This is a genomic window from Mucilaginibacter terrae, from assembly GCF_042679325.1.
Classification (GTDB): domain Bacteria; phylum Bacteroidota; class Bacteroidia; order Sphingobacteriales; family Sphingobacteriaceae; genus Mucilaginibacter; species Mucilaginibacter terrae.
Window position 1 is genome coordinate 321,850 of record NZ_JBHTMJ010000003.1, and the last position, 22,198, is coordinate 344,047.

Genomic DNA, 22,198 nt, shown 5'->3' on the forward strand with positions numbered 1-22,198 from the left:
TTAAACCAGTGCAATGGATAACCAACTCAAACAAACCTCCGAAGGATTAAATCACCTCATTATTATTGCTAATGATGGCAAAGAAGGTTATGCCCAGGCGGCCAATCACGTGGGAAATCTCATATTAAAGGCTGTATTTACCCGTAATTCGGCTACGCGGGCTAATTTTGCTGAGGAGTTGAGTGGCTTGGTCATTGCTACCGGCACGGAACCCGAAAGCGGAACGGGACCTTTAGGTGCACTGCATCGTGTATGGATAGATATTAAAACATCTTTTGTAAGCAATAATGATCAAGCGGTTTTAAAGGAATGTAGCAGGGGGGATGAAGCCGCTGTATCGGCTTACCACACGGTGCTAAATAGTAACGGTTTAACAGATGAACAACGAAATATACTGGAAAAACAACTTAAATTAACAAAAGATTCCCTGTTCTCTTTACAGCAGGAATTAAAAACACATGTATAATAAAATGGCAACTTTGCAAGCTCAGGCGGGTCAGTCGCGTAAATTTCAATGGGTTCCGTTAATTATAAGTATCCTCATTACCGAAGGTATTGCCTTTACGGCCTCCATGTTCACCATATCGCAAATACCGGTTTGGTACAGCACGTTAAATAAACCGTCATTTAATCCGCCTAATTGGTTGTTTGGCCCGGTTTGGACTATTTTGTACATCATGATAGCCGTAGCTGCATACCTGGTTTGGCAGCGCAGGGATAACAGCCAATTGTATAACACCACCCGTACGGTTTATATAGTTCAACTGGTGCTCAACTTTGCCTGGTCGGCCACATTTTTTGGTATGCATCAGGTTTTGGGCGCATTGGTGATAATTGCGTTGTTATGGCTCAGCATTGTAGCCTGTATCAATTACTTTAGTAAGTTTAACAAAGTGGCTGCCTGGCTGCTAGTTCCTTATTTACTTTGGGTAAGCTTTGCAAGTGTGTTAAATCTGTATATTTACCTGCTCAACAGGTAGCCGCATAATAGGTTGCCTGCTTATTACAACACAAGTAGGAATGAAAAAAATACTGTTTGCTGCGCTCTTTTTATGTATATCGGTAACTATGGCTCTGGCCGATACCGTAAGCATCAAGCAATTCACTATTAAAGAAAACCCCTTTGCCCGGCAGGAAATAGCCATTGTAGCCACCGATACAGCAGGTTTGGTGCAGGAAAACGTAAGCGGCAAATTCGCGTTCACCATCAACGGGTTCGATAATGAGCTCACCTTTCAAAGCGGAACGGCTTTTTACCGGCATAAGGTGCAAAAATCGGCGTTTATGTATATCAAGCATAAAAATGAGGCCGGTACTCATTCGGGACTATATTATATTTACAAACGTGGCGATAAGTTAACCCCGCTGCACATTAGCTGGATGTGGCTGGTAGCTATACCGCTCATTATTATTTTTGCAGGTTACCTGTTCAAGCGTTTCATTATTTTAGCGGTGATAGTGCTGGTGATTTTCATTTATTTTAACCACAGCAACGGGCTAAGCATTCCAACTTTCTTTGAAAGTATATTTGATGGCTTGAAGCATGCGGTGACGGGATAAAAAAGGTAGACACAAGAAATAAGAGCCAAGAAACAAGAAGGGAAGAATAAGTAGATAGAGAAAGTTGACCGACACGTATCTCTTGTCTCTTGTTTCTTATCTCTTGTATCTTCCTTATATCTTGCTCACAAACCCCACCAAAGCTATCCCTACACCCAATAATACCGCCACCAACTTGCGCCGGTTAAACTTATGATCGGGCCCGGCTTCAAACAGTATAGTGGTGGATATATGCAGGAAAATCCCGATTACCACACCCATAATACGGTTGAAGTATTGTTGCAGGTTACCAATACCTCCACTGCTGATGGCATTACTAAAGAAATAACCGGCTGGTGCCATTATGGCAAACAGGGCTATAAAAAATATAGTTTTGTTTTTGCTTTGATGGTTAGCCAATAATACCGTACCCAGCGCAAAAGCAGCAGGTATATGGTGCAAGGCAATGCCATACACTAACTGGCTTTGATGCCCGCTTGCTAAAGGCATTCCTTCTAAAAAACCGTGTAGGCATAAGCTTACCATAATACCCAGCGGAAAAACTGCCTGTGCATGTTCGTGTACGTGCATGTGGCCGTGCTCAATACCTTCCGAAAACTGTTCGAGCACGATCTGGAAAATAAAACCGGCCAAAATAAATACGCCCACCAGGCTATCATTACCATGGTAGGCATCGGGTATTAAATGCAGTACGGTAATGCCAAACAGGTAGGCACCACTAAATGATAATATAAGTTTGAGCTGTTTGTGATTGCCGCCTTTAAATAAGAACACGGCCATGCCCCCCAAAAAAGCACAAAAAAAAAGAAGAAGTAAATACCAGGTCATGAGTAAAACTGAGGTTGAAATTTTTTAAACACCCGTGCAAATATCAGGCCTATCAGCGCGCCAAACAAGGCACCGGCTGTTACATCAATGGGGTAATGTACGCCTACATACACCTGTGCAAAGCAAACCAATACAGCCCATAATAGTACCCATATCCATATCCACCGCCATTTTTTGCCATAAACCAGCCCTAAAAATACCGACATGGCAAAATGATCGGTCGCATGGGTAGATGGAAAACTGTAGCCGGTACCACAGGGCACCCGGCTGGTAATGGTTGGTGCCAGCACTTCATCGCGGCAGGGGCGGTTGCGTTGTGCCTGCTTTTTAATTAGGGTTGCGCTGCCAAAATCGGCCACGCCAACAGCAATTAACAGGAGCAATACGAGGTAAGCCCCTGCTTTTTTATATTGATAAATGCTGAAACCGATAATGAAGATATAAACCGGGATCCAAAACTTAGGATTACGCAGCCAGGGCATTACCCAATCGAAAAACGGATTGGTAAGGGTATGGTTAATGAAATAAAAAACCTGCCGGTCGGGTTGTAATAAAAAATCGGGCATTAGTTAAAGGTAATAACGGCCTCACCTAAATCCTCTCCAAAGGAGAGGATTTCACAAATGTTATAGCTCCCTCTCCTTTGGAGAGGGCCGGGGTGAGGCCCGCTGCAAATATAGCCAATAAACTATGGCATTAATACGACAAGGTTTTTATACCGCTATCAGTTAATAAATTTTTATTTTTGCGGCACTTAATTTAAATTGTTTTGACGCTCATCAAATCTATATCTGGCATACGGGGTACCATAGGTGGTGCCGCAGGCAACGGTTTAACACCTTTAGATGTTGTAAAATTTACTTCAGCTTTTGGTGCCTGGGCGGTTAAAAAAACAGGCATCCGCAAAATTTTAGTAGGCCGCGATGCCCGCTTATCGGGCTCCATGGTGAATAACCTGGTGATAGGTACGCTGCAAGGTTTGGGCATTGATGTGGTGGATGTGGGCCTGTCTACCACCCCTACGGTTGAAATAGCCGTGCCTGCCGAGCAGGCCGCCGGTGGCATTATTTTAACGGCCAGCCATAACCCTAAACAGTGGAATGCCTTAAAACTGCTGAACCATACCGGTGAGTTTATTACCGATACCGATGGTACGGAAGTGCTGGATATAGCCGAACGCAGCGATTTTACTTATGCCGGGGTAGACGATTTAGGCACAGTAACCACCGATGATTCATATCTGCAAAAACACATCAACGAAATACTGGCACTGCCTTTGGTAGATGCCGAAGCCATAGCCAAGGCTAATTTTACCATAGTGGTTGATGCCGTAAATTCAACAGGCGGTATTTTTGTACCGGCTTTGTTAAAGGCGTTGGGCGTAAAAACCGTTCACCCGTTATACTGCGAGCCAACAGGCCACTTTCCGCACAACCCCGAGCCGCTACCCGAAAACCTCACCGAGCTATCGAAACAGGTGTTAGCCAACCAGGCTGATTTGGGTATAGCGGTTGACCCCGATGTGGACCGCCTTTGCTTTGTATGCGAAAACGGCAAGATGTTTGGCGAAGAATATACGCTGGTTGCCGTGGCCGATTATGTGCTGCAGCATACCAAAGGTAATACGGTTTCCAACCTATCGTCCACCCGTGCGCTACGCGATGTTACCCAACGGGCAGGAGGGGAGTACCACGCCGCCGCCGTTGGCGAAGTGAACGTGGTAACCAAAATGAAGGAAGTAAATGCCGTAATTGGCGGCGAAGGCAACGGTGGTGTTATTTATCCCGATAGTCATTACGGTAGGGATGCGCTGGTTGGTATTGCGTTGTTTTTAACACACCTGGCCCAATACGGCCATCCGGTTTCGGTATTGCGGGCCAGTTACCCCAGCTACTTTATCTCTAAAAATAAAATAGAGCTAACCGCCGGTATGGATATTGATGCCCTGCTGTTAAAGGTGGAAGAAAAATATATGGCCCAGCCGCACAGTACTATAGATGGGCTGAAGATAGAGTTTGACAAACAATGGGTACACCTGCGCAAATCAAACACCGAACCCATCATCCGCATTTACTCGGAAGCCGAAACAGAAGATGCTGCCAATGCTCTGGCGTACCAGCTTATTGCTGATATAAAAGGAATACTTGGAATTTAATGAATGATTTAGTGAATGAGCAAATGAGTGATTTTTTCAATGTTTAAAAATGGAAGATTATGGAAAAAGCGAGTTTGCAGAGCAGTTTAGAAATCGCACTAAGAAGCTTAGAATAACAAAAGTTAAATCATTTAATGATTGAAGAAAACGAGATTTTGAAAGTTGTATCATCTGCTCGTAAAACAATTTCTTCCAAACTAAAAAATACTCACTAATTCACTCATTGTATTATAATGCGAATTTACCTCGATAATGCTGCCACTACGCCGATAGACCCGGAAGTGATGAAACAAATGGTACAGGTAATGGAGAGCCAGTATGGTAATCCTTCATCCATACATGCGCATGGCCGCGAGGCCCGGTCATTGGTAGAAAAAGCGCGTAAAACCGTTGCTAACCTGTTGCATACTTCACCTGCCGAAATCTTTTTTACATCGGGTGGTACCGAAGCCGATAACACGGCCATCCGTTGCGGGATCATCGACCATGGTTTAACGCATGCCATTACCAGTAAAATTGAGCACCACGCCGTAGTACATACGCTGGAAGCTTTGGAAAAAGCAGGTAATATTAAGCTGAGTTTTGTTGATGTTGATGATAAAGGTGAAATCAATTACGAGCACCTGGAACAGTTACTAAAAGATAACGAGCGCAGCTTTGTATCGCTGATGCATGCCAATAATGAGTTGGGGACCTTAACGGACCTGGAACGGGTAGGAGACCTGTGCGAACAATACAACGCCTTGTTTCATAGTGATACCGTACAAACCGTTGGCCACTATCCGCATGACCTCAGCAAGCTTAAAGTTCACTTTATGGTATGCGCCGCGCACAAGCTGCACGGGCCTAAAGGTACCGGATTTTTGTATATCAACCATAAAGTGAAGATAAAGCCGATGATTTACGGCGGTTCTCAGGAACGAAATATGCGTGGAGGTACCGAGAATATCTACGGCATTGTGGGCCTCGCTAAAGCGCTTGAAATGGCTTACAGTGATATGGCCTCCCACCAGCATCATATACAGGGACTTAAAACCTATATGATGGAGCAATTGCAGCAAATTCCGGGTATCCATTTTAATGGGGAGACCGCTGCCGACAAAAGTTTGTACACCGTGCTCAACGTGTCGTTCCCCGAAATGGAAATGGCCGATATGCTTTTGTTTAGTTTGGACATTGCCGGTATTTCGGCATCGGGTGGCAGTGCTTGTAGCTCGGGTACCAACATTGGCTCGCATGTGCTAACCGGCATCGGTGCCAACCCGGGTAGGCCCGCCGTGCGTTTTTCGTTCTCTAAATACAATACACGCGAGGAGATCGATTTCACCATCGCCAAAATCCGCGAGATCGTTAGCTCTTCGTAAATCCCTTGCCGACAGGGAGTAGCCCCTACTAAATCCTCCCCGGGAGGGAGGACTTTAAAATAGTTATTATCTTGGTTCTCTCCCTCCGGGGAGGGTTAGGGAGGGGCTTCCTTTTTTAACTTATATAATCCCTGTCCTCATCACTTAGTGTATCGGGACGTCTTCTCGGACGGTCATCATCGTTCTCTTCTTCATCATCGTATTCGTGATAGCGTTCGGGTTGTTTAGTTCGGCCGGGACGGCTTACCAGCAACCCCAGTAGAAACGCACTTACCGATACCGCCGTTAGCATTACCAACTTGGGCAGCTTTACCGAAGCGAACAAAATGGTGAACTCGGCCTCTCCCTGGTTTTGCATAATGAGGATGGTAAGCCCGATGGTAATGATAATGGCAATGGTGGTTTTAAAACTCATATCTTTTTTTTGAATGGCTATATCCATTGTCAAGATGCGAAATTTTTGCCATTGATTCATACCCGTTTTTTCGGTGATAATTTGAGTAAATCTGAAATTTTACGAAATTTCATGAAGGTGGGAGAGGTTTTACGACAAAGATTTTTTGCCCGTTTTTACGCCGGTTTAGTTAAACCCGTACACCATATTTGAAAATGCGCCTATCTGGCGCATAATTTTGCATTTGTGCAAATTGTATCTCAATACACACTTAATTTTCTAATATAAAAATAATTAAAGAAAGCTTTTATTCATATTTTTCAGTTTAGTATGCTGATAATCAAATTAATGTATTACAAAATATACAATAAAAATATGTTTTGCTAAAAAAAATAGTATTTTATTTCATTTAGGTGTGTTTTAACATCAAATTATACTTTATATATAATTTTTAAGTTGTTGATAATCATATATAATTGATAATTATATAAAGCTATATGATGATGTTATACTACGAAAAATACCTAATTTTATGATTTTCATAGTTAATTTTTGCAAATGAAATATACACTAAGCTTAAAATGGAAATTACTCCTGCTGTATTATTTTGAAATGTACAACACAGGAATGCCTGTAAAATTGAGGTACGCTTAAAATGGCTTAAAATGCGTTATAGATTAGCACTGTTTTGGGAAAGTTCTTAAAACAGTTGGAGAGAAATTAATAGCCACTTCAATTAAGCTACTGTATTTGGAAGTAATTGAAAAACATTTTTATAAATTACATAGCTTCAAATAATTTGTAATTAGGGTAAGCGATGAAGACTTAAATTTAACGATGCCGATACTTTGCAGGTTAGTTTCAAATAGGCCCGAAAGCTGGCATCGGCATAAGTATAAAACACAGCTGCCACTAAAACGCTGTGTAGAATAGGTTTTGTAAAATGCAGATAGAGAATTTGATTTACTGATTCTAAAAAAATTAATAGATTGGAACAGCATAAAAGTACCAAGTGTAATACCACAGCATGCTTTATAATACTACTTGGTGTAGCTAATTTATTTTCAAAACTTTATTCAGCTCGTTTGTTTTTGTACCGTACCACTTGTTTTTGAGCAACAGGGTATAAAAATATAGTTGATAAGATAATGCCCGCACCTATCCAAAAACCCAGGCTCATGGTATGCATATCTCCGAAAAACATGAATGCCATCATGATGCCGTACACCGGTTCGAGGTTGGTAATCAAGGCTACTTTAAAGGCCGAAAGTTCACGCATTACCGATACCCCTGCTACATAAGCTACCGAAGTACAGATGGTTCCTAATATAATCAGGTAACCTATGTCATTGCTTCGCGGTAGTACCAGATCTTTTAAGGTATTGCTGGATAGCATGTATAAAGTGATCCAAAAGAAAGCGCCCAGTAGTTCATAAAAGGCAATTACAGGCGGCTCCAGCTTTTGTACCTGCCTGGAATTGATGATGGAGAACAGGCTGGCACAGGCTGCGCATATCAATCCTAATATAATACCCAGGGTATATTGCGTTTCAAACTTAAAAATAAGCACAATGCCCGCTATAATAAATATTCCTGACAATATCTCTAACCTGGAAATAGCCTTGCGGTTGATTAAAGGCTCAAATACTGCCGTAAACAAGGTAAGCGATGACAGGCACACCAGCGTTACCGATACCGTAGATACCTTAATGGCCTGAAAAAAGAGGATCCAATGCCCGCCTACCAAAGCCCCTGTAAAAAAGAGCTTGATAAAGGTGCCCCGGCTAACTTTTAGGTCTTGCTTATTAAACTTAAAATAAAGAAACAAAGTGCAAAAGGCAATAAGTACCCGGTACCAAACCAGGTTAACCGCCGTAATAGTAATTAACTTTCCCAAAATACCGGTGAAGCCCCATATAAAAACCGTGAAGTGTAATATGAGTAGGTTTTTATTAAGTTCGGTTGATTTGGTTAGGTGCTTTGGCATGGGTGGGTCGTGTCGGTTATCGGTTGTCAACGGTTAGTAGTCAATGGTCAGTATTCAGTGGTTAAGAGTAAATGTTGATTTACCATAAACTATGAACCATTCACTACTCACTACTCACCAAATTATTTTGGTGCTTTTTGCAATAGGTATAATCCGGTAATGCCGAATAAAATATTGGGTATAATAACGGCTATCATGGGCGGCAGGCCTGCCTTTAACGAGAACACGTTGGCAAACCTATCTACTATAATATAAAGGAAACAAAGTAAAATACCAACCCCTAACGGCAAACCTATACCGCCGCGTACCTTGCGCGATGAGATGGATACGCCAATAAGCGTAAGTACGAAAGCCGAAAACGGGTACACAAAACGCCGGTATTTTTCCAACTGTAATTCCACTAAACGGCCAGTGCCGCGTATCTTTTCTTTTTCGATGTATTTGCTAAGATCAGCTGTGGATATGGCCCGGTAAATGTTGGTATTAATATCAGTATTGGCTTCAAAGTCCGATGGTCGCATATCCAACACGGTATCTTTTTTGATGCCATCTACCATTTTTTCTTTTAATCCGTTTACATAGCGCACCTTAAATTCCTGGATAGACCAGGTGTGCTTTAAGGAGTCGTAAGAAATTCTTTGCGCGGTTAATTTTTCCCTGAGCACATCACCGTCAAATTTTTCCATCATAAAATTGTAACCGGTATGCACCACATTATCGTACGATTGCAGGTACACGAAAGTATGATCGTCTAACTGCATGTGCAGGTCTTTTTGGGTAGGGTCGGAATTGTTGGTGTAGGTGTTATTGAACCTTACGCTTAACTGATTGGTAAAAGGGATAAAATAAATATTCCCGAAAAAGAACACTATAAAAATAACGGTCGATGCTATAAAATAGGGTCGTAAAAAACGGTTGAAACTCACCTTGCCACTTAAAATGGGGACGATCTCGGTTTGATTAGCCATTTTGGCGGTAAAAAATATCACCGCTAAAAAGTTAATAAGCGGCAGCAGTATATTGGCATAGTAAGGCAGGTAGCCGCCGTAATACAACAACACAATAGCGCTTAGCGGTGCTTTGCTCTTTAAAAAGTCATCCAAATGTTCCGATACATCAAACACTACGATAATAACCAGGAACAACGATAGGGTGAATACAAAGGTGCCCAGGTACTTTTTAATAATGTACCAGTCGATAATCTTGATATAGTTATCCAGTAATTTGAACATTACAGTCGTTGGCCTAATTGTTTAACCATAGTATTCTTCCAACTGTAAAAATCGCCACTTATTATCTTTTCGCGTGCTTGTGTTACCAGCCACAGGTAAAAATGCAGGTTATGTAAACTGGCTATTTGTGCGCCCAGCATTTCGCCCGAGGTTACTAAGTGGCGTAAATAGGCTTTAGAGTGTTCCCGGTCTACCCATAAATCGCTTTCGGCATCAATGGCGCTAAAGTCGTTCTTCCATTTTTCGTTACGCATATTCATAATGCCGTTTTTAGTGAACAGCAAACCATGGCGCGCGTTACGGGTAGGCATTACACAGTCGAACATATCAATACCTAATGCAATGTTTTCCAAAAGGTTAATAGGTGTGCCTACACCCATTAAATAGCGTGGTTTGCTTTCGGGCAGTATGTTACAAACCACTTCGGTCATGGCGTACATCTCCTCGGCGGGTTCACCTACCGAGAGGCCACCAATGGCGTTTCCTTCTCTGTCGAATGATGCAATGGCTTCGGCCGAGCGCTCGCGCAGGTCTTTATATACCGACCCCTGCACAATAGGGAACAAGGTTTGGCTATAGCCGTATTTAGCTTCGGTGCTATCTACCCGGTCACAGCAGCGTTTGAGCCAGCGGTGGGTCATTTCTATAGACCGTCGGGCGTAATGGTAATCGCAGGGGTAGGGTGTGCATTCGTCAAAAGCCATAATAATATCGGCACCAATTACACGCTGAATATCCATGGCGAACTCGGGCGTAAACAGGTGTTTCGAACCATCAATATGTGAACGGAAGGTAACGCCTTCTTCTTTTATTTTACGGGCTTTACTTAACGAATATACCTGGTAACCACCGCTATCGGTTAATATAGGACGGTCCCAGCCGTTAAATTTGTGCAGGCCGCCGGCCTTTTCCAGGGTTTCTAACCCCGGTCGTAAATAAAGATGATAGGTATTGCCCAGTATTATTTGCGCCTTAATATCATCTTTCAGTTCTTGCTGGTGAACGGCCTTAACCGTACCGGCAGTGCCCACCGGCATAAAAATGGGCGTTTGAATAACACCGTGGTCGGTAGTAATCTCACCGGCGCGTGCCTTCGAGAATTTATCTTTAGCGGTTAAATTAAATTTCATTACAAGTAGCAAACTTAGCAAAATTTAAAAAGAAGCCCCCTCTAAATATCCCCCGGGAGGGGAGACTTTGTAAAAACTTTCTAATTTAAGCCCTCCCCCTTGGGGAGGGTTGGGTGGGGCTTGTAATTTTTACTAAATTTGCACATTAATAACCCGTTAACATTTGGAACAATTTATCCCCGAGGCATTATTTATTTTATTTATGCTTTGTTTTGTGGCTCAAATGGGCTTTCTGCTCATTCAGCAGCGCCGTTTAGCCGTTTACCAGGTGTCGCAGCAAAACCTTTCCGCAGTTACTTTGCCCATCTCGGTCATTATCAGCGCACGTAACGAAGCCAAAAACTTACCTCATTTTTTACCTGCTATTTTAGAGCAGCACTACCCACAGTTTGAAGTGGTGGTGGTAAACGATTGTTCGGTTGATGATACGCATCATATATTGCTGAAAATCAGTCAAAAATATCCCCACCTTAAATTGGTTACAGTTACAGAGCACCCCCGTTTTAAAACCGGGAAAAAATTTGCTTTAACCATGGGTATTAAAGCCGCCAAATACGAACACTTATTGTTTACCGATGCCGACTGCAAGCCGGCCTCGCCGCAATGGATTGCCCACATGGCCGCCAACTTTACCGGTAAAACCGAAATCGTGCTGGGATATTCTCCCTACATCAAAACAGGAGGGTTTATCAATGCTTTTACCCGTTTCGAAACTTTAAAAACAGGCATCAATTACTTGTCGGCTGCTATCGCAAAAAACGCCTATATGGGTATTGGCCGCAACCTGGCATACACTAAAAGTTTATTTTTTCGGAATAAAGGCTTTGCAGCTCACCTGCATGTATTAGCCGGAGATGATGATCTTTTTGTAAACAGCCATGCAACGCCCGATAATACTGCGGTTGAAATTCACCCCAACGCTTTTACTTTTACCGAAAGTAAGCGGACGCTGAAAGGCTATTTCAGGCAAAAGAAACGCCACATGGGAGTGGGCAAGCTTTACCAAAACAAGCACCGGCGTATGCTGAGCTTTGAAGCGTTAACCGGGTTTTTGTTTTATATTACGCTGGGTTTATGTATTTATTATTTAATGGATAACCGGGTGCTGCTCACTATGGTGGCAAGCGCGTATTTGCTGCGTTTAATAGTTCAAGTTGTAATTTACTACCAGGCGGCTAAAAAACTGACTGGTACAGGTTTAATATGGTTTTTACCATTATACGATCTGTTGCATAATTTATATTTAATTGTATTTGGCCTGATAGGAGCCTTTATAAAAACCACAAAATGGAAGTAAACGCCAATTTTACCGAAAACGCTAAAAACGACTTTCAGTTAGTGCTGAAAGCCAAGGCGGGTAGCCAGAAAGCTTTTGCCGATCTGATGCAGCGCTATAAAGATTCCATCTACTTTATGTCGCTTAAAATGGTGAACAATAAAGAAGATGCGATGGATATAACCGTAGAAACCTTTGCCAAAGCGTTTGAAAAGCTGGATAAATACCAGCCCGAATACGCCTTTAGTACCTGGCTTTTTAGGGTAGCTACCAATAACTGTATCGATTTTTTGCGGAAGAAAAAATTGAATACCGTTTCTATAGATAATATGATAGATGACGATGATGACCGGCCTATGCAAATTAAATCGGACACGCTGAACCCCGAGGAATCATCTATTAAAAAGCAACAGTCGGAAGGGTTGAAATTACTGATAGAGAGCTTGCCTGCCCGTTATCGTAACTTGCTAACTTTAAGGTATTTCGATGAGTTATCGTATGAAGAGATCGCACAGCAATTAGACCTGCCGTTGGGCACGGTTAAGGCGCAATTGTTCAGGGCCAAGTATTTGTTAGGCAACATTATAAACCGTATAGACCGATAGATGGACGCCGGACTTATCTTGAAATATTTTCCTGATTTAACGGTTCAGCAACAGGCGCAATATGCGCAATTGTCCAACCTTTATACCCATTGGAACCAGCAGATCAATGTCATATCCCGTAAGGATACCGACCTGTTGTACGAACGCCATGTGCTGCACTCTTTGGGTATTGCCAAAGTAATGCCTTTTTTGCCAGGCGAGCAAGTGCTTGATGTAGGAACTGGCGGTGGTTTTCCGGGTATTCCGCTGGCTATTATGTTTCCCGAAACCAATTTTCATTTAGTCGATTCCATAGGTAAAAAAATTAAGGTAGTACAGGAAGTGGCGCAGGCTTTAGGCTTACAAAATGTTAAGGCAACACATGCTCGTGCAGAGCAAATACCGGGTAAGTTTAACTTTGTGGTATCGCGCGCGGTAACGCAGTTAAAAGATTTTTATCCCTGGGTAAAAAACAAGTTCGATAAGGGATCGATTAATAATTTAGCTAATGGGATTTTGTATTTGAAGGGGGGAGACCTTGAACAGGAAATTGCCGAATCGGGTTTGGCCGTTCAGCAATACTTCCTGAAGAACTACTTTGAGGAAGAGTTCTTCGAGACCAAGCAGGTGATCTATGTGAAGGGATAAATGCTTAGCTAATAATATTTTAAGTGTATTTGTATAATTAATTAATTCTTGTTACCAAAAGCAGTTATAGCTATCTCACCTGCTGATGCCTTTTCCTGATCGGCTTTTTTTTCGATGCCTTCGCTAATGGTTCCATCTGCATATTCCAGCTTAAAGCTTAATCTTAAAGTATAAATACCGGGTTTGGCAATAACCTTGCCTTTGTATGCCGATAAAGCTTTCACCACTTCAGCATCTAAGTACGGATCGACAGCTTTTTTTACAGATATATTTGAAATTTCCTGTTTTTTATCAACTGTAAAACTGGTTAGTAAAGAACCTGTAATATTATTTTTTTGCGCCTCGGCAGGGTAACGCATGGTTCGGCTGATGTGTTTTTGCAAGTCTCTAAATGAAAAAGTAACTATGGTATCGCCGAGTTTTAACCTTCTAAATTCATCTGCCGTCAGTTCCTTATCTGCTGTATTGTTGTTGGCAGTAGGTGGTGGCGGCGGCGGAAAATCCGATGTTTTGATTTGTGCATTTAATAGTGGCGGTGGTGGTGAGGGTACATTGTTCTTGAATTGAGCTGATTTTGCCGGTGGAGGCGGAATAGGCTTGTTTTTAACTCGTCCCGGTTTTGCTGGCGGTGGAGGTGGAAGTAATAATTGAGCATTTTTTGAGATAGATTTGATGCGTTTAGGAGTATCAAGTATGCTATAATTTTCATTGTTGGTTTTTGTTAAGGCAGATAATGCTAACTCATTGGCTGATTGAGTGTTTAAGCTGATTTTAATCCACCCGTAATTTTTGCTGAAGGCCAGGGTAGAGGCACAAAGCAAGCCGGCGCACAGCGGCAGGGCCAGCAGGTAATTTAGCCTGGCTAACCTACCCGAACGTTGTTGATAAAGTTTCATTATTCTCGATTTTAAAAGTTGCTGGTTTGAAAAATGATTGGTGAAAGGTATTCCGCTGCATTGATAAGCCTGGCTAATCATTATGTTCACATAGCCGTCTTGCTGATTATCGCCAGCCGCGCAATGGTCGGCCTCAAATTCATGCAGGGCTTTCAGGCTGTTTTGCAGGAGGTACACCGCTGGGTTAAACCAGTTAATAATTTTCAATAGCTCGGTAAAAATAATATCCCAGCTATGTTTTTGGTTAATGTGTACCAGTTCGTGTCGTAAAACAGTTTCCTGTAAATTTTCGTGGCTGCTCAAAAATAAATAACCGAAGAATGAGAAAGGCGTAGGGGTTTGATCTAAGTAAACCAGTGTGTAGCGCTGTTGCTTAACCCGCCGGTTTGTTGAAATTAATTTTAAGAGGCTGTAAAGCTTTATAAAAAACAAGGTGAGCATTGCTAAGGCTCCGGTACAATAAACTGCTGTAAGGGCTTTATTTAGTGTTAAAATGCTTTTGGCTGGTGGGGGAGTAAATGCCGGTAATGCTGCGAAACTAATTTGTGCATTGGTTTGCAGGGCATTTGCAACTGGAGCTGCCGGTTGCAAATAATCAAATTGCACTAGCGGAATAACAAAACAAATTACCGTGCTTAATAGCAGGTAAACCCGGTTAGCCGTATAAAAAGTTTGTTTGCGGAACAGCAGCCAATAGCAGCCGTAAGCCACAACGAGGTACAGGTTAGCCTCTAAAAGGTAGTACAGCCAGTTTATCATCATTTGTCTTTATTACGGCTCCGTTCGGCCAGTAAAATCAGCTCTGCCAGTTCACTTAAATTAAGTTTTTGCTCCTTAACCAGGTACGATACCAGGCTTTTGTAAGAGTTATTAAAATAGCTTTTGATCATTTTATCGAAGGCGAATTTTTTGTAATCATCCTCGCTCACAATAGGGAAGTACACATGCGAATTTCCGTATGCTTTGTGGTGAACAAAACCTTTGCTTTCCAACACCCGCACTACGGTACTTACCGTGTTATAAGCAGGCTTTGGATCGTCGGGCATTTTATCTAAAATCTGCTTTACAATGCCTTCTTTCAGCTGCCATAAAATCTGCATTACCTGCTCCTCGGCTTTAGTTAATTCTTTCATTGTTTTTCGGGCCGAAAAGGCCAACTGTTTTTATAGTTTCGGCAAACTATGCGAGTAGTTTGCAAACTGTATTTATAGTTCGATTGGTCAAATATGCTACTATTTTTATAGTTTGCCAACTATTTAAATAGTTTTATTATTTAAATAGTTGATTATCAGGTATTTTAATTTAATAAGAAATACTTGAGTAGCGTCTCTTGCTTTTGGCTTTGAATACTAAACCTTATTTAAACAACTTAAAGGCTATTTTTACATTGCAGGGCCTTGGGGGTTATTAAAAGGCGCAGTTATTTTATCGTTTGCCTAACCGCTGAAATTTCCTATTTTTAAAGACGATCTTATATGTCACTTAAACACCAATTAGCCCTCACCTTTATTAAAGGTATAGGCCCAACCTTATCCCGATCATTGTTAGCTTATTTTGGCGATGCCGAATCTGTTTTTAAAGTACCTCCGGCCCGGTTTAAAATGGTACCCGGTATCAATACTAAAACCATTGAACAACTTAACCTGAACGAGGCGCTGGGGCTGGCCGAAAGGGAGATGGCGTATGTAGAAAAGAACAACATCGATGTTATATTTTATACAGACAGCCGCTATCCTAAAAAATTAAAATTGTGTAACGATGCCCCCGTACTTTTATATAGTAAGGGTAATGCCGATTTAAACAACCAGCGCATTGTAAGCATAGTAGGTACCCGCAACGCTACCGACTATGGCAAGCAATTGTGCAAGCAACTTTTAGAAGATTTGCAGCAGTACCAGGTACTGGTAATAAGCGGCCTCGCTTTAGGTATTGATGTGGCCGCGCATAAAGAAAGCCTTAGGCTTAATATACCCACTGTGGGAGTGCTTGGCCACGGGCTCGATAGGTTGTACCCCAACCAAAACAGGGCCGTTGCCGATAAGATGTTGCTGAACGGCGGCCTGCTGAGCGAGTACCCATCGGGCACCAAACCCGACCGGGAGAACTTCCCGCAGCGTAACCGCATAGTGGCCGGTATGGCCGATGTTACCGTAGTGATTGAGGCGGGTGTAAAAGGTGGGGCATTAATTACGGCCGAAATTGCCAACTCTTATAACCGCGATGTATTTGCTTTTCCGGGCAGGATAACAGACGAATATTCGGAAGGATGTAATTTTCTGATCAGGAACAATAAGGCCGGCTTGCTCACCTGTGCTGCGGATCTGGCTTTTTTGCTGGGATGGGATACCGGGAACAGCAATCTTAAAACATTACCCAAGCAGTTTACCTTACCTATTGATTTAAATGAGCAAGAGCGAAAAATATGGGAAACATTACAGCAAAATAGTGCCCCCATGGCTATTGATGAATTGGGTATTAAACTGAATATGCCCGTTAGCCAGTTGGCTATGAACCTGCTTAACATGGAAATGCAAGGTTACCTGCAGGCCAGGCCGGGTAAAATGTATGCTATTAGTTAGTGTGTTGAGGAGTGGTATAGTAGGTGATAACGCCCGTTTCATGGCTTACTTCCTGCCAGCTGTGTGCGTCTTCAAATACCAACATAATGGCGGTGCAGGGAGGCACATCGCGCACTTTGCCGGTTAAGTTAAGTAACAGGTAGCCAATACCCGGGTTGTGGCCTACCAATGCCATAAAGTCAACCGAATTGGGGAAGTGATTAATTACATTCAGTAAGGTTTTTTCGCTGGCCTCGTAAACAGCCGGGTTGTGTTGTGGAGTACTCATTGCCCAGTCTCTTGTTAGTATATAAGCTGTTGTAAGGGTACGTAGGGAAGGACTGCATACCACCTGTAAGGGTAATAAGTTTTTGTTCTTCAGCTTTTGAGCCAATGCTATAACGTCCTTTTCTCCTTTTACAGAAAGCGGACGCGCGTAGTCTCCTTTGTCGGTGTAACCTTTGGCTTCGGCATGCCTGATGAGTAGCAGTTTCTTCATCACGGCAAGTTATATGGTTTTTTTATAAAAAACAAAAGAGGAGACAAGCCCCTCTTTAGTTTTTTATAGAATTTATTAATTTAGAAAGTAAAACCTACTGACAGGCCTACCACACGGTGTTTAACTTTAGCGTCGGTGTCGGGAGATACATTACTTAAACCCAAATCATAATTTACTTTAAATAATAATCCGTTAGTTAAACGGATGCCAGCCATACCCGTAGCACCGAAATCAGTACTCTTGTAAGTGTCGGTACCGGTATCGTCGCCAAATTTAATATCCTCATTTATAGACACACCCGACTCGTTACTTTCATTTTTGCCGTTTAAACCAAATGCGGCATACGGGCCGGCACCAAAAAATATACCGCCACCGCTGAAAGGCACAGTGTAAACCAGGCTTACAGGTACTTGCAGATAAAAGGGTTTCGATTTTACTGTTGTGCCCGATTCGCTTAACTCAAAGCCTTTTCCGGTGTAATACAAACCAGGTTGTACCGAAAGGTTTTTGCTTCCAACAGGTATATCGGCAAATGCGCCTATTGAAAAAGTAGTTAAAGAATTTGTTGAAAGACTTAATGATGATCCAAAAGCTGAAATATCCACTTTTGCGAAGTTTAAACCTCCGCTAATACCGAAAGTTGTTTTTGATTGTGCAGATGCCGTAAATAATGAACCCGCTGCCAGAACTGACAAGATTAATTTTTTCATTGAATTGTGATATTGTTGTTAAACTTAAATTACAGACTCAGGTAAGCATAATGTATTACATTACGTTATAAAAATAACATTTAAACGGTTAAATTTCAAATTTATAAATTTAATTTTTAATACAAGTGTGGGTACAAATTGGCAAATAAGTGATTACCGTCATTATTAAAGCATAGGCAATCTTTATACATTAACATAAGGCAATAGCCGGTTTACCACAGTTTGCGGCTCTATATTATATAAACAGGCATAATCTTTACGGAAGCAGGGCTTGTTGCCGTAAACCGAGCAGGGGCGGCAGGCAATGTCATCGGCCACAATATTATCTGCCGATTGCCCGTACCCTAAAAAGCCGGCAAAGTGGTGCGTGGCCCCCCAAACCGATACTACCGGTGTGCCTTTTAACGAGGCCAAATGCATACCGGCCGAATCCATACCCAGCATTACATCCAATTGGGCTATCAGCTCAAGTTCCTGCGCCATACTCATGCGGTTAATAACCGATGTTACGGTTGGGTATTTCTGTTCCCAATCGGCCGCAATGGCTTGTTCGTGGCTTAACCCGCCGAAAATGAACAGTTTTACCGGCTGGCGGTTGAGTAGTTGGATCACTTGTTCCATACGCCCTAATGGATAAATTTTGCCTTTATGCTGCGCAAACGGAGATATGCCTATCCAGGTGGTTTGTTTATATCCAATTACAGAATGTGTATTAATTGTTGGAAATGCTTTGTTAAGCCGATGCGATAGTTGCAGGGGTAACCCCAATTTCCTAAATACATCGGCATAACGCTCCACCGTAGGCCTTAAGGGTTGAAGTACTTTATTGGGGAAGCGGATAAGCAGTTTTTTTTCGGTGCGGCCTTTATCTACCTTTTTACCGGGCACACCGCTAACTTTAAAAAGGCCTTGAATAATATTAGTACGTAAGTTATTATGTAGGTTGGCTACCGCGGCGTAATTAGCTAAGCTTTGCAGCTTTTTAAACAGATTGTAAGTGCCGGCTATGCCTTTATATTCTTCTTTAAAGTCGGCGTTGATGTATTGCAACCGTTCTATACCGTCAAAAAAAGCGGCAAATGCGGGGCGCGATACATAGGTGATGGTCAGTTGTGGGTGCTGTTGAAGCAGTTCTTTAACAACGGGCACGGTCATGGCTACATCGCCCATGGCCGAAAAGCGCATCACCAGGATATGCTGAGCATCGGCCATACTTATTTATTACTGTATAAAACGGGGTTGAGCATGGGGTCGTTGTACATTTTCATCTGCCGGTACACGCGCATGCGCTTTTCGCCTTTTTCAATATCTTCCAACAGTTCATCAATAGCGGTACACAGATCTACTCGCTGTTGCTGCAATACGGAAAGTTTGCTTTTACAGGCCAGTAACTGGTCGGCACTGATATCGGTACGCAAGGTTTCTTCCTGCATGTGATAGATTTTTAGCGCCAGAATTGAAAGACGGTCTATAGCCCATGCAGGGCTTTCGGTATTGTAACGGGCATTGGCATTGGGGGTAATGTGCTGGTACTGATTTAAAAAGTAGTCGTCAATACGTTCCACAATATCGGTACGGTCCTGGTTCGATTGATCTATCAGGCGTTTCCAACGCAGTGCGGTCACCGGGTCAATGTCCGGGTGGCGCACTTCATCTTCCATGTGCCATTGCGCGGTATCTATCCAGCACTTTTTATATAAAATATTTTGAAAGCTGCGGGCAGGGTATGGGTTAACAGCAATACGCTCTATCTCGTTATAAACGTGATAGTATTTAATAACCTCATCAAACAGCACATTGCAATTTTGGCTAACCATATTTACCGGTAAAGCTGCAAATATAAGTATTTAACCCTTTATTTGATTAATGATGGAGGTTGATGAGTACCCGTCAACAAAATAGAGCGTTTTAACCTCGCCGCCATTGGCCATTACTTCTTTGGCGCCCACCATATTTTCAATAGCGTAATCGCCGCCTTTTACAAAAATATCGGGCAGGAGTACACTGATGAGGTTAAGCGGTGTATCTTCTTCAAACACTACTACCGCATCCACAAAAAACAAAGAAGCCAGTAACAGTGCCCTACTATCCTGTTTATTAATGGGTCTGCTTTCACCTTTTAAGCGTTTCACAGAAGCATCTGAATTTAAGCCGATAATCAGTTTGTGACCAAGTTCTGCCGCTTTAGCCATATAGGTGAGATGCCCGGTATGCACCAGATCAAAAACACCGTTGGTAAATACGATTTTTTCACCTTGCTGTTTCCAACTGGCCACGGTTTGCTGCAGCGTAGGTAGGTCAGTTATTTTGGCGAAGAGCTGTTTTTGGACGTTGGTTCGCATGGTTGAAGCCGGGTTCAGATTGTGTTTTTTTACAGAAAACACAAAGTCATGGTGTCTCTACACTTGAACTTAAATGTTTTTTGCTATCGTAGAGACACAACACTTTGTGTCTCCAAACTATTGTAGGACACCATACTTTGTGTCTCTAAGCCATTAGATCTTTATTATCGCTTGACCAGATTTTTTACGCTCGAACACTTCCTTAATCTCATTTAGCGACAGCGCGTTTAAGCAGTTTTGTTTGGTTACGCCACCTTTGCGGGCCGAAAGTATCCCATATTCCATATCCCGGAAACCATCTACGCGGTGGGCATCGGGGTTAATGGAAAGCAGCACCTGGTTTTTAATAGCGTACTGGCACCAGCGCCAGTCTAAATCGAGGCGTAAGGGGTTGGCGTTAATTTCGATGACTACATTATTGGCCGCACAGGCATCAATTACCTTTTCATAATCTATCTCATACCCTTTGCGGCTTAACAATAAACGGCCGGTAGGGTGCCCTAATATAGTAGTATATGGATTTTCGATAGCCTTAATAATACGGGCTGTGGCTTTATCCTTATCCATTTTAATGTTAGAATGTACCGATGCTACTATAAAATCAAAGCGTTCCAGGATCTCTTCGGGGTAATCTAATGAACCGTCGCTCAGTATATCCGACTCAATACCTTTAAAAATATGGAAGCCGTCCAGTTTTTTATTCAAATGGTCTATCTCTTCCTGTTGCTGTAAAACGCGTTCAATACTTAAACCTTTGGCATATACAGCACTTTTACTATGGTCGCAAATGCCCAGGTACTCCAGCTTCATTTCATCGCGACAGTATAAAGCCATTTCTTCGAGAGTGTTGATGCCATCGCTCCAGGTACTGTGGTTATGTAGCGATCCTTTCAGGTCGTAAAGGTCTATCAGATCGGGCAATACCGCTTTATCAATAAAGGCTGAACCCTCGCGGAGTTCTGGGGCAATCCATTCAAGGCTTGCTTTTTTGTAAATAAACTCTTCACTTTCGGGCTGGTCTAAAGTGTCATTAATACGTTCCAGTACGGCTTCTACGTGGCCTTCGTTGCCCGTGTAAGTAAATAAATCGCGATAAAAAAAGCGCTTTTCGGTCACTATAATATCTACCAGTAAACCGTTGGTGGTTTCGCCGTTAATATGTTGATTTTTTACGGTTATGTTATTAAGCAAAGCAGTAGTGGATAGGCTGCTTAAAGCCAGTTCGGCATCGCGGCTGCCCAGTACAATGGTGAGTTCGGATATTACCTCACAACAACGGCGAAAATCGCCGGCAAACTCTATAAGCGCACCTGGAAACGTGGCTTTAAGCAAGAGCATCAGTTCGTTAGCTTCGTGGCGGGCCTGGGCATACAGAAACTTACCGTTACTGGCCATCCTGAATTCAAGCGCACGCTTGATCTCCTCCTGGGTTTTTATACCAAAGCCTTTGGCCTCTACCAAGCGGTTCTCATTGCAGGCATAGTAGAGTTCACCGGTGTTTTCGATACCTAACTGTTTCCATATAACGGCTAATTTTTTTGGGCCAATACCTTTAATGTGCAGCATTTCTACCACACCTTCGGGAGTGTGATGTAATAGATCTTCGAGCTCGGCTATGGATCCGGTTTCCAAGAGCTGTTTAATATAGGCAGCTATGCTTTTGCCAATGCCATCTATCTGGTTAATTTCTTCAATACTTTTTGTAGCCAGCTGATAGGGTAGCTTATCTATTTTAAAGGCAGCATTAGCAACCGAGCGGATCTTGAACGAGTTTTGTTCGTGCAGTTCCATCAGTTTCGCTAACATTTTAAGCCGGCCGGCTATCGGTTTATTTTCCATAATGGGCAGTTAGGCCGTAAAAGTACAAAAGGCATTTGTTAGTTCATAGTTGAGTTTGTTTGTGGTTAATAGTTCATAGTTAATAGACCCTAGTCCGTAGTCCAAAGTCAATAGGCTATATTCTAAAAGACGAGTGCTTTTAGTCATAAAAAAGGCCGTTATGTAAATAACAGCCTTAAATATTCATAAAATTAAA

General features: G+C 42.4%; 23 protein-coding genes. 9 read left to right on the forward strand and 14 right to left on the reverse strand.

The genetic code is table 11. From position 1 onward, the window contains the following. Window positions 1-13: 13 nt before the first annotated feature. The 3 genes from ACFQ3S_RS03480 to ACFQ3S_RS03490 are packed head-to-tail and all read left to right on the forward strand — an operon-like array spanning window position 14 to window position 1,560. On the forward strand, window positions 14-466 hold the full coding sequence (locus ACFQ3S_RS03480; RefSeq protein ID WP_377161283.1) for a ferritin-like domain-containing protein: 453 nt from the start codon (window positions 14-16) through the stop codon (window positions 464-466). 4 nt (window positions 467-470) lie between these two features. Beyond that, a complete protein-coding gene (locus tag ACFQ3S_RS03485; protein WP_377161285.1) occupies window positions 471-980 on the forward strand; it encodes a TspO/MBR family protein in 510 nt (169 codons plus the stop codon). A 40-nt stretch (window positions 981-1,020) separates the two neighbouring features. After that, window positions 1,021-1,560 carry a hypothetical protein gene (locus tag ACFQ3S_RS03490; protein ID WP_377161287.1) on the forward strand — a complete coding sequence of 180 codons (540 nt, stop codon included), beginning with the start codon at window positions 1,021-1,023 and terminating at the stop codon, window positions 1,558-1,560. 114 nt (window positions 1,561-1,674) lie between these two features. Here ACFQ3S_RS03490 and ACFQ3S_RS03495 read toward each other — a convergent pair whose 3' ends face one another. Further along, window positions 1,675-2,388 (reverse strand): ZIP family metal transporter, encoded by a 714-nt coding sequence (locus ACFQ3S_RS03495; RefSeq protein WP_377161289.1) that lies wholly within the window; start codon window positions 2,386-2,388, stop codon window positions 1,675-1,677. After that, window positions 2,385-2,954 (reverse strand): phosphatase PAP2 family protein, encoded by a 570-nt coding sequence (locus tag ACFQ3S_RS03500; protein WP_377161291.1) that lies wholly within the window; start codon window positions 2,952-2,954, stop codon window positions 2,385-2,387. The genes ACFQ3S_RS03495 and ACFQ3S_RS03500 overlap by 4 nt, the downstream gene beginning before the upstream one ends. A 203-nt stretch (window positions 2,955-3,157) precedes the next feature. Between ACFQ3S_RS03500 and glmM the strand changes: the two genes are divergently transcribed. Both glmM and ACFQ3S_RS03510 read left to right on the forward strand, forming a co-directional pair. Beyond that, entirely contained in the window at window positions 3,158-4,543 is a 1,386-nt protein-coding gene (glmM, locus tag ACFQ3S_RS03505; RefSeq protein WP_377161293.1) for a phosphoglucosamine mutase, read from the forward strand. 233 nt (window positions 4,544-4,776) lie between these two features. After that, window positions 4,777-5,907, forward strand: a complete 1,131-nt coding sequence (locus tag ACFQ3S_RS03510; RefSeq protein ID WP_377161295.1) for a cysteine desulfurase family protein — start codon at window positions 4,777-4,779, stop codon at window positions 5,905-5,907. A 115-nt stretch (window positions 5,908-6,022) separates the two neighbouring features. Here the strand turns inward: ACFQ3S_RS03510 and ACFQ3S_RS03515 are convergent, their stop codons facing one another. The 4 genes from ACFQ3S_RS03515 to tgt all read right to left on the reverse strand — a co-directional run bounded on the left by ACFQ3S_RS03515 (window position 6,023) and on the right by tgt (window position 10,650). Continuing rightward, on the reverse strand, window positions 6,023-6,322 hold the full coding sequence (locus ACFQ3S_RS03515) for a hypothetical protein (protein WP_377161296.1): 300 nt from the start codon (window positions 6,320-6,322) through the stop codon (window positions 6,023-6,025). 1,051 nt (window positions 6,323-7,373) lie between these two features. After that, a complete protein-coding gene (locus ACFQ3S_RS03520) occupies window positions 7,374-8,288 on the reverse strand; it encodes a DMT family transporter (protein WP_377161298.1) in 915 nt (304 codons plus the stop codon). A 122-nt stretch (window positions 8,289-8,410) separates the two neighbouring features. Next, window positions 8,411-9,520 (reverse strand): LptF/LptG family permease, encoded by a 1,110-nt coding sequence (locus ACFQ3S_RS03525; RefSeq protein WP_377161300.1) that lies wholly within the window; start codon window positions 9,518-9,520, stop codon window positions 8,411-8,413. Continuing rightward, a complete protein-coding gene (gene tgt, locus ACFQ3S_RS03530; protein ID WP_377161302.1) occupies window positions 9,520-10,650 on the reverse strand; it encodes a tRNA guanosine(34) transglycosylase Tgt in 1,131 nt (376 codons plus the stop codon). Before tgt ends, ACFQ3S_RS03525 begins: the two co-directional genes overlap by 1 nt. 163 nt (window positions 10,651-10,813) lie before the next feature. Here tgt and ACFQ3S_RS03535 point away from each other — a divergent pair, with 163 nt between their 5' ends. From ACFQ3S_RS03535 to rsmG, 3 genes are read left to right on the forward strand one after another with little or no spacing between them, the layout of a single operon-like run. Then, the gene (locus ACFQ3S_RS03535; RefSeq protein WP_377161304.1) at window positions 10,814-11,947 is read left to right on the forward strand and encodes a glycosyltransferase; all 1,134 of its coding nucleotides are present in this window, start codon (window positions 10,814-10,816) and stop codon (window positions 11,945-11,947) included. Then, window positions 11,938-12,531 carry an RNA polymerase sigma factor gene (locus ACFQ3S_RS03540; protein WP_377161306.1) on the forward strand — a complete coding sequence of 198 codons (594 nt, stop codon included), beginning with the start codon at window positions 11,938-11,940 and terminating at the stop codon, window positions 12,529-12,531. Before ACFQ3S_RS03535 ends, ACFQ3S_RS03540 begins: the two co-directional genes overlap by 10 nt. Beyond that, window positions 12,532-13,158: a 16S rRNA (guanine(527)-N(7))-methyltransferase RsmG gene (rsmG, locus tag ACFQ3S_RS03545; protein ID WP_377161308.1), complete on the forward strand. Its 627-nt coding sequence runs from the start codon at window positions 12,532-12,534 to the stop codon at window positions 13,156-13,158. Window positions 13,159-13,199: 41 nt separating this feature from the next. Here rsmG and ACFQ3S_RS03550 read toward each other — a convergent pair whose 3' ends face one another. After that, entirely contained in the window at window positions 13,200-14,816 is a 1,617-nt protein-coding gene (locus ACFQ3S_RS03550) for a M56 family metallopeptidase (protein ID WP_377161310.1), read from the reverse strand. Then, window positions 14,813-15,187 (reverse strand): BlaI/MecI/CopY family transcriptional regulator, encoded by a 375-nt coding sequence (locus ACFQ3S_RS03555; protein WP_377161312.1) that lies wholly within the window; start codon window positions 15,185-15,187, stop codon window positions 14,813-14,815. The genes ACFQ3S_RS03550 and ACFQ3S_RS03555 overlap by 4 nt, the downstream gene beginning before the upstream one ends. A gap of 342 nt (window positions 15,188-15,529) precedes the next feature. On the opposite strand from ACFQ3S_RS03555, the gene dprA reads away from it, so the two are divergent. Then, the gene (dprA, locus tag ACFQ3S_RS03560) at window positions 15,530-16,633 is read left to right on the forward strand and encodes a DNA-processing protein DprA (RefSeq protein WP_377161314.1); all 1,104 of its coding nucleotides are present in this window, start codon (window positions 15,530-15,532) and stop codon (window positions 16,631-16,633) included. Here the strand turns inward: dprA and ACFQ3S_RS03565 are convergent. The 6 genes from ACFQ3S_RS03565 to ACFQ3S_RS03590 all read right to left on the reverse strand — a co-directional run bounded on the left by ACFQ3S_RS03565 (window position 16,626) and on the right by ACFQ3S_RS03590 (window position 22,002). Beyond that, on the reverse strand, window positions 16,626-17,111 hold the full coding sequence (locus tag ACFQ3S_RS03565) for a SixA phosphatase family protein (protein ID WP_377161316.1): 486 nt from the start codon (window positions 17,109-17,111) through the stop codon (window positions 16,626-16,628). The genes dprA and ACFQ3S_RS03565 overlap by 8 nt on opposite strands. 80 nt (window positions 17,112-17,191) lie before the next feature. Beyond that, complete coding sequence (locus ACFQ3S_RS03570; protein WP_377161318.1) at window positions 17,192-17,821, reverse strand: porin family protein; 630 nt, start codon at window positions 17,819-17,821, stop codon at window positions 17,192-17,194. 183 nt (window positions 17,822-18,004) lie between these two features. After that, a complete protein-coding gene (locus tag ACFQ3S_RS03575; RefSeq protein ID WP_377161320.1) occupies window positions 18,005-19,033 on the reverse strand; it encodes a glycosyltransferase family 9 protein in 1,029 nt (342 codons plus the stop codon). Window positions 19,034-19,035: 2 nt separating this feature from the next. Next, complete coding sequence (locus ACFQ3S_RS03580; protein ID WP_377161322.1) at window positions 19,036-19,638, reverse strand: DUF4254 domain-containing protein; 603 nt, start codon at window positions 19,636-19,638, stop codon at window positions 19,036-19,038. Between the two features lie 30 nt (window positions 19,639-19,668). After that, entirely contained in the window at window positions 19,669-20,163 is a 495-nt protein-coding gene (gene rfaE2 / locus ACFQ3S_RS03585) for a D-glycero-beta-D-manno-heptose 1-phosphate adenylyltransferase (RefSeq protein ID WP_377161324.1), read from the reverse strand. A 153-nt stretch (window positions 20,164-20,316) separates the two neighbouring features. After that, on the reverse strand, window positions 20,317-22,002 hold the full coding sequence (locus tag ACFQ3S_RS03590; RefSeq protein ID WP_377161326.1) for a helix-hairpin-helix domain-containing protein: 1,686 nt from the start codon (window positions 22,000-22,002) through the stop codon (window positions 20,317-20,319). Between the last annotated feature and the right edge of the window lie 196 nt (window positions 22,003-22,198).